This window comes from Bradyrhizobium sp. (genome assembly GCF_030646015.1).
Taxonomy (GTDB): domain Bacteria; phylum Pseudomonadota; class Alphaproteobacteria; order Rhizobiales; family Xanthobacteraceae; genus Bradyrhizobium.
Window position 1 is genome coordinate 1 of the sequence record NZ_JAUSLT010000200.1, and the last position, 12,973, is coordinate 12,973.

Annotated in this window: 14 protein-coding genes; 5 read left to right on the forward strand and 9 right to left on the reverse strand. The window is 64.5% G+C overall.

The genetic code is table 11. The annotated features are described in order from the left end of the window. Nucleotides 1-946, forward strand: a 946-nt coding sequence (locus Q7T45_RS28340) for an amidophosphoribosyltransferase (RefSeq protein WP_304875458.1), incomplete at its 5' end; no start/stop codon positions are given. 167 nt (nucleotides 947-1,113) lie between these two features. After that, nucleotides 1,114-1,854 carry an SDR family NAD(P)-dependent oxidoreductase gene (locus tag Q7T45_RS28345; RefSeq protein WP_304875459.1) on the forward strand — a complete coding sequence of 247 codons (741 nt, stop codon included), beginning with the start codon at nucleotides 1,114-1,116 and terminating at the stop codon, nucleotides 1,852-1,854. A 16-nt stretch (nucleotides 1,855-1,870) separates the two neighbouring features. Here Q7T45_RS28345 and Q7T45_RS28350 read toward each other — a convergent pair whose 3' ends face one another. Beyond that, on the reverse strand, nucleotides 1,871-2,374 hold the full coding sequence (locus tag Q7T45_RS28350; RefSeq protein WP_304875460.1) for a tetratricopeptide repeat protein: 504 nt from the start codon (nucleotides 2,372-2,374) through the stop codon (nucleotides 1,871-1,873). A gap of 275 nt (nucleotides 2,375-2,649) precedes the next feature. On the opposite strand from Q7T45_RS28350, the gene Q7T45_RS28355 reads away from it, so the two are divergent. Next, complete coding sequence (locus Q7T45_RS28355) at nucleotides 2,650-3,879, forward strand: ABC transporter substrate-binding protein (RefSeq protein ID WP_304875461.1); 1,230 nt, start codon at nucleotides 2,650-2,652, stop codon at nucleotides 3,877-3,879. A gap of 94 nt (nucleotides 3,880-3,973) precedes the next feature. Here Q7T45_RS28355 and Q7T45_RS28360 read toward each other — a convergent pair whose 3' ends face one another. The 6 genes from Q7T45_RS28360 to Q7T45_RS28385 all read right to left on the reverse strand — a co-directional run bounded on the left by Q7T45_RS28360 (nucleotide 3,974) and on the right by Q7T45_RS28385 (nucleotide 9,198). Continuing rightward, entirely contained in the window at nucleotides 3,974-4,270 is a 297-nt protein-coding gene (locus Q7T45_RS28360) for a hypothetical protein (RefSeq protein WP_304875464.1), read from the reverse strand. A gap of 76 nt (nucleotides 4,271-4,346) precedes the next feature. Beyond that, nucleotides 4,347-5,597, reverse strand: a complete 1,251-nt coding sequence (locus Q7T45_RS28365; protein WP_304875466.1) for a TCR/Tet family MFS transporter — start codon at nucleotides 5,595-5,597, stop codon at nucleotides 4,347-4,349. Continuing rightward, on the reverse strand, nucleotides 5,594-6,979 hold the full coding sequence (der, locus tag Q7T45_RS28370) for a ribosome biogenesis GTPase Der (protein ID WP_304875467.1): 1,386 nt from the start codon (nucleotides 6,977-6,979) through the stop codon (nucleotides 5,594-5,596). Before der ends, Q7T45_RS28365 begins: the two co-directional genes overlap by 4 nt. A gap of 53 nt (nucleotides 6,980-7,032) precedes the next feature. Continuing rightward, nucleotides 7,033-7,593 (reverse strand): hypothetical protein, encoded by a 561-nt coding sequence (locus Q7T45_RS28375; protein WP_304875490.1) that lies wholly within the window; start codon nucleotides 7,591-7,593, stop codon nucleotides 7,033-7,035. Nucleotides 7,594-7,639: 46 nt separating this feature from the next. Next, entirely contained in the window at nucleotides 7,640-8,293 is a 654-nt protein-coding gene (locus Q7T45_RS28380; RefSeq protein ID WP_304875468.1) for a tetratricopeptide repeat protein, read from the reverse strand. A gap of 209 nt (nucleotides 8,294-8,502) precedes the next feature. Beyond that, on the reverse strand, nucleotides 8,503-9,198 hold the full coding sequence (locus Q7T45_RS28385; RefSeq protein WP_304875469.1) for a PilZ domain-containing protein: 696 nt from the start codon (nucleotides 9,196-9,198) through the stop codon (nucleotides 8,503-8,505). A gap of 501 nt (nucleotides 9,199-9,699) precedes the next feature. Here Q7T45_RS28385 and Q7T45_RS28390 point away from each other — a divergent pair. Both Q7T45_RS28390 and Q7T45_RS28395 read left to right on the forward strand, forming a co-directional pair. Beyond that, entirely contained in the window at nucleotides 9,700-9,945 is a 246-nt protein-coding gene (locus Q7T45_RS28390) for a PilZ domain-containing protein (protein WP_304745330.1), read from the forward strand. A 213-nt stretch (nucleotides 9,946-10,158) separates the two neighbouring features. Next, a complete protein-coding gene (locus Q7T45_RS28395; protein ID WP_304875491.1) occupies nucleotides 10,159-10,908 on the forward strand; it encodes a tetratricopeptide repeat protein in 750 nt (249 codons plus the stop codon). Between the two features lie 46 nt (nucleotides 10,909-10,954). Here the strand turns inward: Q7T45_RS28395 and Q7T45_RS28400 are convergent, their stop codons facing one another. After that, nucleotides 10,955-12,211, reverse strand: a complete 1,257-nt coding sequence (locus Q7T45_RS28400) for an AAA family ATPase (RefSeq protein WP_304875470.1) — start codon at nucleotides 12,209-12,211, stop codon at nucleotides 10,955-10,957. Next, nucleotides 12,208-12,951, reverse strand: a complete 744-nt coding sequence (locus Q7T45_RS28405) for a CpaD family pilus assembly protein (RefSeq protein ID WP_304875471.1) — start codon at nucleotides 12,949-12,951, stop codon at nucleotides 12,208-12,210. The genes Q7T45_RS28400 and Q7T45_RS28405 overlap by 4 nt, the downstream gene beginning before the upstream one ends. Nucleotides 12,952-12,973: the final 22 nt, after the last annotated feature.

A 12,973-nucleotide genomic window follows, 5' to 3' on the forward strand; every position in this document is an offset into this window, starting at 1 on the left:
CGCCTATTCGCTGGTATCGATGACCAACAAGAAACTGATCGGCGCCCGCGATCCCCTCGGCATTCGCCCGCTGGTGCTGGGCGAACTCGACGGCTGCCCGATCCTGGCGTCGGAGACCTGCGCGCTCGACATGATCGGCGCCAAATACGTCCGCGACATCGAGCCCGGCGAGATCATCGTGTTCGACGAGCAAGGCGCGCAAAGCCACAAGCCGTTTCCGCCGAAGCCGCCGCGGCCCTGCATCTTCGAATACATCTACTTCTCGCGGCCGGATTCCATCGTCGGCGGCCGTTCGGTCTATGACGTCCGCAAGGCCTTTGGCGCGCAACTGGCGAGAGAAAGCCATGTCGAGGTCGACGTCGTGGTGCCGGTGCCGGATTCCGGCGTGCCCGCCGCGATCGGCTACAGCCAGCACTCCGGCGTGCCGTTCGAACTCGGCATCATCCGCAACCATTATGTCGGCCGCACCTTCATCCAGCCGACCCAGAGCGTGCGCGAACTCGGCGTCCGCATGAAGCATTCGGCCAACCGCGCCGCGATCGAGGGCAAGCGCATCATCCTGATCGACGATTCGCTGGTGCGCGGCACCACCTCGAAAAAGATCGTGCGCATGATGCGCGACGCCGGCGCCCGCGAGGTCCACTTCCGCCTCGCCTCGCCGCCGATCCTGTACCCCGACTATTACGGCATCGACCTGCCCGACCGCGGCGGCCTGCTGGCAGCCACCCATTCGCTGGAAGAGATGCGCGAAGCCATCGGCGCGGACTCGCTGGCGTTCCTGTCGATCGACGGCATGTACCGCGCCATGGGCGAGCCCGGCCGCGATCCCGCCAACCCGAAATTCGCCGATCACTGCTTTACCGGCGTCTACCCCACCCACCTCACCGACCAGACCCAGGTCGAACCGCAGCCGCGGCAATTGTCGCTGCTGGCGGAGGCGAGCTAGCCCCAATTTGGCAGCTCGAACGGTGTCGTCCCTGCGAACGCAGGGACCCATAGCCACCGGCCTTCGTTTTTCATGCGCCATTTGATACGACCACCTTCCGCTATCACAACCGTCACGGCGTATGGGTCCCCGCGTTCGCGGGGACGACCGTGGAGAGAGCTACGTTCATGACCCTTCCCCTTTCCTCCCGTATCGCTCTCGTCACCGGCGCCTCGCGCGGCATCGGCTATGCCACTGCCCGCGCATTGGCAAAAGCCGGTGCCCATGTGATCGCGGTGGCGCGAACGCAAGGCGGCCTCGAAGAACTCGACGATGAAATCCGCAAGGACGGCGGCGCCGCGACACTGGTGCCGCTCAATCTGACGGATTCCGACGGCATCGCCCGGCTCGCCGCGGCGCTGCAGGAACGCCATGGCAAGCTCGACATTCTCGTCGGCAATGCCGGGGTCGCCGGCCCCTCCTCGCCGCTCGGCCATATCGAGCTGAAGTCGTGGAACGACGTGATGGCGATCAACGTGGCGGCCAACTTCCAGCTGATCCGCTGCATGGAGCCGCTGCTCCGGCAATCCGACGCCGGACGCGCGGTGTTCATCACCTCGGCCGCGGCGAGCCAGGCCAACGCCTATCTCGGTCCCTATGCCGCCTCGAAGGCGGCGCTGGAGACGCTGGCGCGGACCTGGGCGCACGAAACCGCCAGCACGCCGCTGCGCGTCAACCTGTTCAATCCCGGCCCGACACGGACCCGGATGCGCGCGATCGTGCTTCCCGGCGAAGACCCGGAGACGCTGGAGACGCCCGACCAGGTCGCCGAATTGATCCTGCCGATGTGCTCGCCGGCCTGGACCGAGACCGGCAAGCTTTATGATTACCCGACCCGCATGCTGCTGGGTTTTCGCGCGCCGGGTTGAGCGCCGGCGCGTTCGGTCAGTCGCACAGCTCGTATTTGGACGTCACGCATTTTTGCGCCTTGGCGCGCGCATCGGTGAGCTGCTGCGGTGTCATCCCTTTCTCGAGGGAAACCAGTTCCTTCTTGGCTTCGGCGTTTCCCTCCTTGGCCGATGCCTCGTACCAGATGTAGGCATTGACGACGTCGGCCGATTCCCCGCCCTCAGCCTTGGCGTACAGGCTGCCCAGCATCAGCTGAGCGTCGGCATTGCCTTGCTTGGCGGCAAGCCGGCTCCACTTCTTCGCTTCCTTCTGGTCCTTGGTCATACCGAGGCCCATCCGGTGCATCAACGCGATCTGGTACTGCGCCAGCGCATTGCCCTTCTCCGCCAGCGGCTTGAACAGTTTGGCAGCTGCCGCATATTGCTTCTTCGCAAAGGCCTTGGTCGCCTCGTCCCAGCTCGCATTCGCCGCCGGACTATTGGCCGTCAGCCCGAACAACAGGATCGCGATCGCCAAACCGGAAAACCTGAAAATTCCCACGAGTACCCCCCGAATTTGATCTTGCTTGGATTGATAATGGTTCCAACCTAGCTCAGGAACCCGCCAGCGACAATTACCTACCGCCGACTGAATCCCCGCTCCAACCGCGTCCCGAGCGCCGATGGCGAGAACACCGTGCCCGGAAGCTTTGCTTCAAACTGACCGCGGACGCGCTACCATAGGTGCATTGCCGCGCGGCGCCGGACGTACTAACGGGAGCCCTGGCGAGGCTCCGAAAAGAGAGCCTCCCGGGTGTTAACCTCTGGAGGAATTCAATGAAGAAGAAAACGCTCGCGCTGGGCACCACCGCGCTCATCGCGTTCGCCGCGCTGGGCCTTGCCACGCCGGCTTTCGCCCAGGACAAGACGGTCAAGATCGGCGTGTTGAACGACATGTCGAGCCTTTATGCCGACATCGGCGGCCCCAATTCGGTGGTCGCGGTCAAAATGGCGGTCGAGGATTCCGGCCTGCTCAAGAAGGGCTGGAAGATCGACGTCGTCAGCGGCGATCACCAGAACAAGCCCGACGTCGGCGTCAACATCGCGCGGCAGTGGCTGGACAGCGACAAGGTCGATGCCATCGCCGATACTCCGAACTCCGGCGTGGCGCTGGCGGTGAGCAACCTCGTCAAGGAAAAGAACGCGACGCTGCTCAATTCCGGTGCCGCCTCCGCCGATCTCACCGGCAAGGCCTGCACGCCGAACACGATCTCCTACACCTACGACACCTACATGCTCGCCAACGGCACCGGCAAGGCGCTGACCAAGGCGGGCGGCGACAGCTGGTTCTTCCTGACCGCCGATTACGCCTTCGGCCACGCGCTGGAGCGCGATACGTCCGCGGTCGTCACCGCCAATGGCGGCAAGGTGCTCGGCGGCGTCAAGCATCCGATCAATACCTCGGACTTCTCGTCGTTCCTGCTGCAGGCGCAGGCCTCGAAGTCGAAGGTGGTCGGCCTTGCCAATGCCGGCGGCGACACCACCAACGCGATCAAGCAGGCGGCCGAGTTCGGCATCGTGGCAGCCGGCCAGAAGCTCGCAGCCCTGCTGCTCTTCATCAACGACGTGCATTCGCTGGGCCTGAAGACGGCGCAAGGCCTGACGTTCACGGAATCCTTTTACTGGGACATGAACGACCAGACGCGCGCCTTTTCGAAGCGGTTCGCCGCACTGGCCAACAAGAACGCGATGCCGTCGATGACCCAGGCCGGCGCCTACGCCATGGTGCTGCACTATCTCAAGGCGATGGAAGCGCTCGGCGGCAATCCCCGTGACGGCGCCAAGGTCGTCGCCAAGATGAAGGAACTGCCGACCGACGATCCGCTGTTCGGCAAGGGCCCGCTGCGCGCCGACGGACGCCGCATCATTCCGGCCTATCTGTTCGAGGTGAAGAAGCCCGCGGAGTCGAAATACCCCTGGGACTACTACAAGCAGATCGCCACGATTTCGGCGGAAGACGCGGCCAAGCCGCTGTCGGCGAGCGAGTGTCCGCTGGTGAAGAAGTAAAGAGAAACGCGGCCGGCCGGACCTGCAAGGGTCCGGCCGGCGGCGAATTCAACTGAAGGAGTCGGCGCGATCCGAACCCGGGGCGCCGCCCGCGCTATCGCCGGTCCGGCGAGTCGGAGCCATTCCACTTGCTCCAGGGGGCGCTGGCGAGCGTTCCAAAATCGGTCGTCAGCGGCCGGCGGGTTTGCCGCTCGTACGCCGCGACGATCCGTTCGGAATCCCTGATCTTGCGTTTCAGTTCGGCGACCGTCTTGTGCGATTGAGCTGTGGTCTTCGAGCCGGCGATCTCGCCGAAATTGTGCCGCGCGGTTTCGATCTGTTTCAGCGCCGCGCGGTGTTTCCTGATCTGCGCCCGATGCCACGCGATCTGGCTGTTGCTGTCTGCGACCATGTCGGCCTCCTGAAGTCAGGGATTCGAGCATAAGTGATTCGCGGGGATCCGGCAGGATGTCCCCTTGGCGGGAACCCTACCGGACCCGGGCGGACGATAATGTTTTCGCCGCGATCACCAGCGCCAGCAGCAACAGCGCCGAAGCCAGCAGGAACGGCGCGCCCGGCAATTGCAGCGGCGCCTGCGCGCCGATGAAGTAAGCGAATGTCAGCGTGAACAGAAACGGCCCGACCATCTGCGCCACGCTTTGCACGCTGGTGTTGGCGCCCTGCAGCTGGCCCTGCTGGTTCGGCGCAACCAGCTGAGTCATCAGCGCCTGGATCGCCGCCCCCGACACGCCCCACAACGCCATCACGGGAATGCCGAGCCAGGACAGCGGACCGGTCGGCGCGAGCGCAAAAATCAGAAAGCCGGCGGCGCCGCTGCCGAGCCCCAGCATCAGCGCCTTCCGCTCGCCGAAACGCCGCACGATCGGCCCGATCGCTGCCCCCTGCACCACCATCGCGCAGACGCCGACCATGGCCAGCGTCAGGCCGACGGTGGTGGTGTCCCAGCCGTAACGGTAGGTCGCGTAGAGCACGTAGGTGCTCGGCAACACCACATGCGCGGTCTGCGCGACGAAATTGACCACCGACAGTCCCGCGAGAACGCGATCGGAGCGCAGCAGATGCAGCGCGCCGATCGGATTGGCGCTCTTCCAGCGCAGCGGCGAGCGGCGTTCCGCTGGCAATGATTCCGGCAGGATCAAAAAGCCATATAACGTGTTGGCAAAGCTCAAACCCGCCGCAACCCAGAACGGCAGCCGGGGATCGATGTCGCCGAGCAGACCGCCGATAGCAGGTCCCAGAATGAAGCCGGCACCGAACGCGACGCCGATCTTGCCGAACATCGCGGCGCGCCGTTCCTGCGCCGTCACATCGGCGATGTAGGCGAATGCCGTGGAAACGCTGGCCGAGGTGATGCCGGAGATCACCCGGCCGATGAACAGCCAAAGCAGCGACGGCGCCAGCGCCATTAACACGTAATCGAGCGCCAGCCCCAAATTCGACAGCAGGATGACAGGCCGCCGGCCGAACCGGTCCGACAGGGCGCCGAGGATCGGCGAAAAGAAAAACTGCATCAGCGCCCAGGCGGTGCCGAACAGGCCGAAGATCCGTGCCGCATCGGCGGTGTCGTTGTTGACGAAGCTTTCCACCAGCTTGGGCAGGATCGGCATGATCAGGCCCAGCGCCAGCATGTCGAGCAGGATGGTGACGAAGATAAAGGCGACCGCGCCGCCGCGCGCCGCAGGCGCAGCGGCGGTATCGGCGGAATTCGCCTCGCTCATGACGGCCGCTTGCGCTTGTGGGCGAACGGGTTGGCCTTTTCGCGCAGGCTGATCCGCACCGGCGTGCCCGGCAGTTCGAAGAATTCACGCATCGAATTGACGAGATAGCGCAGATAGGACTGCGGCACCGCGTCGGCGCGCGAGCAGAACAGGATGAAGCTCGGCGGCCGTGCCTTGGCCTGGGTGATGTAGTTCAGTTTCAGCCGGCGGCCCGACACCGCGGGCGGCGGATTGGCGTCGACCGCCTGCTCGAACCAGCGATTGAGCGTCGCCGTCGGCACCCGCTTGTTCCATACCGCATAGGCCTGTTCGATCGAACTCATCAGACGGTCGATGCCCTCGCCCATCAGGCCGGACACCGCCACGATCGGCATGCCCTTGACCTGCGGCAGCAGATGATCGGCGTCGGTGCGCAAGCCAGCGATCAGGCTGGACTGCTTGCCCATCAGGTCCCATTTGTTGACCGCGATCACCAGCGCGCGGCCCTCGCGCTCGATCAGGTCGGCGATGCGCAGGTCCTGCTCCTCGAACTTGTTCTGCGCGTCCATCATCAGCACCACGACTTCGGCGAAGCGAATGGCGCGCAGCGCGTCCGACACCGAGAGCTTTTCCAGCTTTTCCTCGATCCGCGAGCGCCGCCGCAATCCCGCGGTATCGAACACCCGAAAATCCCGTCCCTGCCAGTTGACCTCGACGGAGATGGAATCGCGGGTAGTGCCCGCCTCGGCGCTGGTCAGCAGCCGCTCTTCGCCGAGCAGGTGATTGATCAGCGTGGACTTGCCGGCATTGGGACGGCCGACGATCGCGACGCGAATCGGGCGTTTGGCGATTTCCTCGTCGGTCTCGATGACGTCGTCATCGTCGAACTCTTCGCTCTCCTCGACCGGCTCCGGCATGATCGCGCGCAGCGAGTCGTAGAGATCGCTGAGGCCCTCACCGTGCTCGGCGGAGATCTGGATCGGCTCGCCGAGGCCGAGCGCGTAGGATTCCATCGCACCGGCCTCGCCGTGCTTGCCCTCGCTCTTGTTGGCGACCAGAACCACCGGCTTGTTGGCGCGGCGCGCGAAATCGGCAAAGCCGCGATCGTTCGGAGTGAGGCCCGCCCGCGCGTCGATCACGAACATCAGGGCGTCGGCCAGCGCGATCGCGGTCTCGGTCTGCTCCTGCATCCGCGCGGTCAGCGAGCCCTTGGCGCCCTCGTCGAGGCCGGCGGTGTCGATCAGCGTGAATTCGAGATCGCCGAGGCGCCCCTGCCCTTCGCGGCGGTCGCGGGTGACGCCGGGCGTGTCATCGACCAGCGCGAGCTTCTGCCCGACCAGCCGGTTGAATAGCGTCGATTTTCCGACATTGGGCCGGCCGATGATAGCAATGGTAAAAGACATGAGCGATCCCTGCGCCGTCTAGGAAGCGCGTGTCGATAAAATGAAAAACCAAATCAGCGCGTGAAGGTGCCGCTCGGCATTGGCGCCGGGAACGGTGAAGCAGATTGTTGCTGCGTTGGCGCAGGCTGTGCCGGCGCGTCCGGCGGCGGCGCAGTGGTGCGCCGGCGCACGATCTTCGCCGGCTTGGGCGGCGGCGGCGCCGCGGCGGTGCTGCCCTCTTCCTCAGGCAATGCGTCGGCATCGGCGGCAGGCGCAGCATCCGGCGCAGGCGCCCGGCTGGCCGTCGCCGGCGGCTTGCCCTTTGCAGACTTGGCGCCGCGCTTCGATTTCGGCTCCTCCGCGGGCGGCGCGGCGGCAGCTGCCGTCGCGGCATTCTGCTGGTCCATCTGCTGCTGGCGCGAGCCCTTGTACAAATCCTTCGGCACGCCCTGCTCGAGGCCCGGCACGCCTTCGGGGAAAACCGGCTTGCGCTCGCCCGGCAGCTTCTTCTTGGTGTCAAGAAAGTCGAGCAGGTCGGACGGGTCGAAACTGCTCATGCCACCGGCACAGCCTGCCAGCACGCCCGACAGGGCGATGATGACGGCGGTGGCGATCAGGCGTTGCGAGCGGCGCATGGTCGGTTTCTCAATCAACTTGTTTTCCCGCCGTCAGCTCTCGGCATTAGCTCTTGGCAACCGGCGGCAGCAACGCCTGCAGCGCTTCGGCGCGCGAGCGCAAGCTTGCCGGCGTCTCGCCGTCATTGGCAATCACATCCAGCCATTGCCGCGCGGCGGTGGTATCGTTGGTGCGCCAGGCCGACAGCGCGAGCAGTTCGCGCGCGGTATGGCGAAAGGTCGCCCCCGGCACGGTGGCCGGCTCAAGGCGCTGCAGCATATTGGGATAGGTCGACGTTTCCAGCAGCAATCCGGCGGCGCGCACCCGGGCCAGATCCTGCTCCGGCGCGCCGACGGTGCGATCGGCCGATATGTCGTCGTACAGCTTCGCGGCCGCCTGCGGATCGCGCGATGCGGCCTCCGCGGCGACCCGCAGCCGCGCCAGCACGCGATAGCCCGACGGCGCCTTGGCAGCCAGATCGGCAAAGGCGGCTTCCGCCTCGGTATGCTTGTTCTGTTCGGAGAGCTCGGAGGCCTTGTCGAAGGCCGCCCCGGCCTCGGCGGCCTTCTTGGCTTCCAGATACTGATAGCCACGCCAGCCGCCCACCGCGGCGATGATCAAAAACGCGCCGGCGACGATCAGAATCGAATACTTGTCCCAGATCTTCTTGAGCTGGTCGCGACGTACGTCTTCGTCGACTTCATCAAATAATTCAGACACTTAGAGTTATCCCATCCCCGATGGAGCACGCCAATCCGCGTATTCCGCCTTAACGCCAATCCCCGCGTGGCGGCGGCGATACCCTAGCGATATGGCGGCGGCAAGGCAAAGCAAGCCGGATCAAAGCGTTACCAAGGACATGCTTAAAATCAAAGGCCTGTCTGATCCGCCCCCCGCGCCCCCGCCAACCGGAAGGGCGCGAAAACGCGCTAGACCAGAATGGAGTCACTGGCCAGCAAGACGCCGCCGCTGCTGCGGGTCGCCCCGGGAGCCTGCCCGGACAAAGCCGGCGGCGTAAATCGTGTAACCAGCCGCCGCTCGAGTTCGTGGCGGTTCAGCGGTTCGACGAATTTGACCGCGAAGCCATCGGGCAGCAGTCTGACGACGCGACCAATGCAGGCGCCCACCGCCAGCGGCGTTCCGATCTGCGGCTGCAGCTGGGCCGAAACCGCGACACCCGACGGCGACATGTCGATCACGAGGCATGGCTGCGTGGTACCGTCCGCCAGGGTCATGATGGAATGGGGAGTTGTCGGGATGATGCGCGCATCCCTGCGCAGATCCGCAAGGCTAGGCTCTTTCTGCTTCTTTTCCAGCCAGGTGAGCTTGCTGGCAAACTTTTCCCGCACCGGGCGGGTCATTTCGAGTTCGATCAGGAATCGACCTGTCTGGGTCTCGGTGATGCTGGCGTCGAACTTGCCGAAATCCTGGAAGTACGTGCTGAGGCGATCACCGACCTTGCCGACCACCGGCACATCGGCCATCATCCGGAATGGCGAGACGCGCGTGGTCCGGCAGGCGAAAGTCCGCAGCTTGCCCTGGGGATCATACCAGTTCGGCAGAGTGTAGTTGCCGATCACGGCTACATTGACCGCACGCTGCTTGAGAAATTTCTCGACTGACAAGGGTAAATCCTCGCGGGTATCTACTCATTTCAGCGACGTGTTGATCGACGTGAATAGGCGCTGGAACCGGTGCCGACGCCATTGGCGGTCACGATGGTCGCGAGTGAGTTGTCCGTCGCGATCCGTCCGTGTTCGATCGGATCGCAGGGCAATCGCCCGCGATGCGCTCAATATGCGGCCAAAACGCTAAGATTGGCTGAATCGCCCCGGTAGGAGGGAGTTCCCCGCAGGGAACTTAACGGCTAACCCGTTTCCTTTCGGTAAATTTTAGACATCTTATGGTTGCAGTATATAAGCTCGCTCGCTAAGCGTTCGGCGAGTGCTGACGTTGCGCGATGCCCGCGGTGCGCGTAATGGCGTCGCGCTTCACAAGGTGAAAGCAATTCAAACGGAAAGCATCAATTGCAAGCGGTTGCGCTAGGCGTATTCCAACGATTCTTCGGTAAGACAATCCGAGGAATGCCGGGTGGAGCATTCTCAAAGGTAACGCGAAGGATCGACATGTTAGCCAATCGACGCAGCAGCGAACGTCGTCAGTGCAGACGGGTCGCCAAGATCCAGTTCGGGACCGGCTCGCTGCCGCGCGACTGCATGATCACGGACGTATCGGCGGGCGGCGTCAAGATCATCGCCGAACATCTCGAGATTCCCCCTGAGTTCACCATCATCCTGTCCGACGGCGGCCCCCGGCAATGCCGGCTGGCCTGGCGGATCGGGTGCGAATTCGGCGCCCAATTCGTCGACTAGGCCGATCGGCCCCTTCAACCCGCCGACGCTCGCTGCCCCCGAACGATGACCGCAGCTCCGGTTGGTACCGCCCCTTAACCTGAACTTAGGGTTAAACTGCAAGCATTTTTGACCAGTCCCGCCGACGATAGGTCAAACCACGTGCTCCAGCAGTTGCGCCACCATTATTGCTTCGCAAGACGCGCTGCATTCGCTGCATCGTCCGCGATCTTGCTGTTGGGGCTGGGTGGCTGCCAGACCGCCGGTACCTCTGACATCACGGGGTCGCTGGGGGAGAAGCCCGAAGCAAGCCGCGCCGCCGACCCGCGGCGCGAACTGGAAGGTTCTCGCGATCGTTTTCGCGCCAATCCGAAAGATATCGACGCGGCGCTGCAATACGGCAAGGCGCTACGCGCCACGGGACAGAAGTCCCAGGCTGTAGCCGTGCTCGAGCAGGCCACCCTCGCCCATCCCAGCAACAAGGCGCTGCTCGCCGGCTATGGGCGGGCGCTGGCGGACAACGGCAATTTTCAACAGGCCTTCGACATCCTCTCCCGCGCCCATACCCCCGACGATCCGGATTGGCGGATTCTTTCGGCCCAGGGCGCGGCGCTCGACCAGCTAGGTCGATACGAGGAAGCGCGGCAGTACTACGCAAGCGCGCTGAAGATCGCGCCCGAAGAACCTTCCGTGTTGTCCAATCTCGGCCTTTCCTACGTCCTTGCAAAGGACCTGCCGAAGGCGGAGGAGATCATGCGCCGCGCCAACAGCCGCCCGGATGCGGATCAGCGCGTGCGGCTGAATTTGGCGCTGGTGGTCGGCCTGCAGGGCAGACTTGCCGATGCTGAAAGTATTGTGAAGGCCGATCGGCCGGCCGAGGAAGCCGCGGCAGATGTCGCCGATCTCAAGCGATTGCTGGCCCGCAAGGGCAATGCTCGCGCCGATGCAGGCAAACTGCCGGTGGCTGCCGGGCGCTCCAACTGAGCCATCAATCGAGCCCCGGCGAAAGATATCGTCGCCGAAACGCCGCCTACCCTGCCCGCAGCTTCCTGATGAGCGGCGCCAGGAACGAGCTCTTCGGCTTCCTGGTCTCGCCGCGGCCGGTCAGTTGCCGCGCGATCTGCAGAAACATCTTGGTGGTGCGGTGATTGGCGGAAATTTCCGCGATCATCTGGCCGTTGTTGGCGGCCGTGCCGAACATGCGCGAATCGAATGGAATGGAAGCGATCGGCTGACTCTCGATCGCCTTGGCGAATTCGCCTGTCGTGATTTCCGGTCGCTTGTGCATGCCGACCTGGTTGAGACAATACAGCGGCGGCCGGTCATTGGGCCGCGCCGCCTTCAGCATGCTCAGCATGTTCTTGGTGTTGCGCAAATTGGCGAGATCCGGCTCGGCGACCACCAGAATGTCATCGGCACCGACCAGAACGCGCTTGGTCCAGCCCGACCATTGGTGCGGAACGTCCAGCACGATGCAGGGCGTCGTCATGCGCAACGTATCGAAGATCGCGTCGAAGGCGTCCGCGCCGAGGTCGTAGACCCGATCGAGCGATGCCGGCGCCGCCAGCAAACTGAGATTGTCGGTGCACTTCGCCAGCAGGCGGTCGACGAACGACGTATCGGGCCGGTCGGGTGAGAAGATCGCATTGGCGATCCCCTGCAAGGGATCCTTGTTGTAATCGAGCCCGGCGGTGCCGAACGCGAGATCGAGATCGATGACGACGGAATCCAGCTGGAGGTCGCGGGCGATCGCCCAGGCCACATTGTGCGCGACGGTGGACGCGCCGACGCCGCCCTTGGCGCCGACGACGGCGATGATGCGGCCGACGGCGATGGCCTCCGACGCCGAAAACAGACTGCAGACCGAGCGCACCACATCGAGCGGAACGACCGGACCGATGACGTAATCGCTGACGCCGCGACGCACCAGTTCGCGGTAGGGCGCGGCATCGTGCGCGGTGCCGATCACGACGACGCGGGTGCCGGGATCGCACACCGATGCGAGGTCATCGAGGCCGGCAAGAATATCGCTGCCGCCTTCGGTTTCCAGAATGATTACGTTCGGCGTCGGTACCGTGCGATAGTTTTCGATCGCGGTCGCCACGCCGCCCATCTGGACGGTGAGATGCGCCTTGCCGAGACGGCGATCTTCGGCCGCCGCTTTTACGGCGACCGCGGTTGCCACCGACTCGCAAAAAGCCTGCACCGACACGCGCGGCGCCGGAGCGATGTAATCGTCCGCGTGCGGCGCTGGTTGATTTTCGGGAAGTCCAATGGCGGTTGTCATTTGCCTGTATCGCTGAGTTTGGCTTTGTCGGATTCGGGATAGGCGGTCGAGGTCGAGGTACCCTTGCGATACTTCTCGAACGCCTCCGTGCGTCGCGCCGTATAGGCGGCTGTCTCGGATCTCGGCTGTTCGAGGTCCGCAGGATTGTCGATCATCGCGGCGAGGTTGCGCTGGTTCGCACAACCGAAATTGTGATACGGCCGGTTTTCGCTATAGCCCCTGTTCAGGGTCGAGGGTCCGAGATCCTCCGGCCACAGGCCGCAGGGGCCGGCGACCGCCGAGATTTTCGGGTAACTCAGCCGGATGGTCGCGAGCGTGCGGGGATCGTCCGGGCGGTAGCGATGCAGCCTGACGCCGCGTGCCGGCACACCGCCTGCCGCCAGCGTCGCCCGAATTTCCTGGGCTGTCGACGCCGCGGCCCGGGCGTTCGGGGTGTCGACCGGCACATCCACCACGATCGCACCGGTGCCTTCGCGAACCCAGGTCCGCGCCAATCCCATGACGTCGGCGCGCTGCGGGGCGGACAAGCCGCCGCGTCCCTGCCCGACGAAGACGACGATCGAGGTGTCGGCTTCCTGAACCGCGATCGGATGGTTCTGCCGGTAGTCATAGGGTACGCTCGCCGTCGTCACGACTTCCGAGCCGGTATAGGTGCAGGCTCCCAGCGCGACTGAGACGCCGGCCAGCGCGCCCAGCAGGCGCAGGGTGCGAAGGCGATCGCGCGGTGTTCTGTTCGTCATCGTTTTGTCCTCGTCCCGCAAC

Excerpts from the sequence above, each read along its gene's own strand:
- Q7T45_RS28375 (WP_304875490.1), bottom strand. The coding sequence starts at position 7,593 with ATGCGCCGCTCGCAACGCCTGATCGCCACCGCCGTCATCATCGCCCTG.
- Q7T45_RS28405 (WP_304875471.1), bottom strand. The coding sequence starts at position 12,951 with ATGACGAACAGAACACCGCGCGATCGCCTTCGCACCCTGCGCCTGCTG.
- Q7T45_RS28365 (WP_304875466.1), bottom strand. The coding sequence starts at position 5,597 with ATGAGCGAGGCGAATTCCGCCGATACCGCCGCTGCGCCTGCGGCGCGC.
- der (WP_304875467.1), bottom strand. The coding sequence starts at position 6,979 with ATGTCTTTTACCATTGCTATCATCGGCCGGCCCAATGTCGGAAAATCG.
- Q7T45_RS28360 (WP_304875464.1), bottom strand. The coding sequence starts at position 4,270 with ATGGTCGCAGACAGCAACAGCCAGATCGCGTGGCATCGGGCGCAGATC.
- Q7T45_RS28390 (WP_304745330.1), top strand. The coding sequence starts at position 9,700 with ATGTTAGCCAATCGACGCAGCAGCGAACGTCGTCAGTGCAGACGGGTC.
- Q7T45_RS28345 (WP_304875459.1), top strand. The coding sequence starts at position 1,114 with ATGACCCTTCCCCTTTCCTCCCGTATCGCTCTCGTCACCGGCGCCTCG.
- Q7T45_RS28355 (WP_304875461.1), top strand. The coding sequence starts at position 2,650 with ATGAAGAAGAAAACGCTCGCGCTGGGCACCACCGCGCTCATCGCGTTC.
- Q7T45_RS28400 (WP_304875470.1), bottom strand. The coding sequence starts at position 12,211 with ATGACAACCGCCATTGGACTTCCCGAAAATCAACCAGCGCCGCACGCG.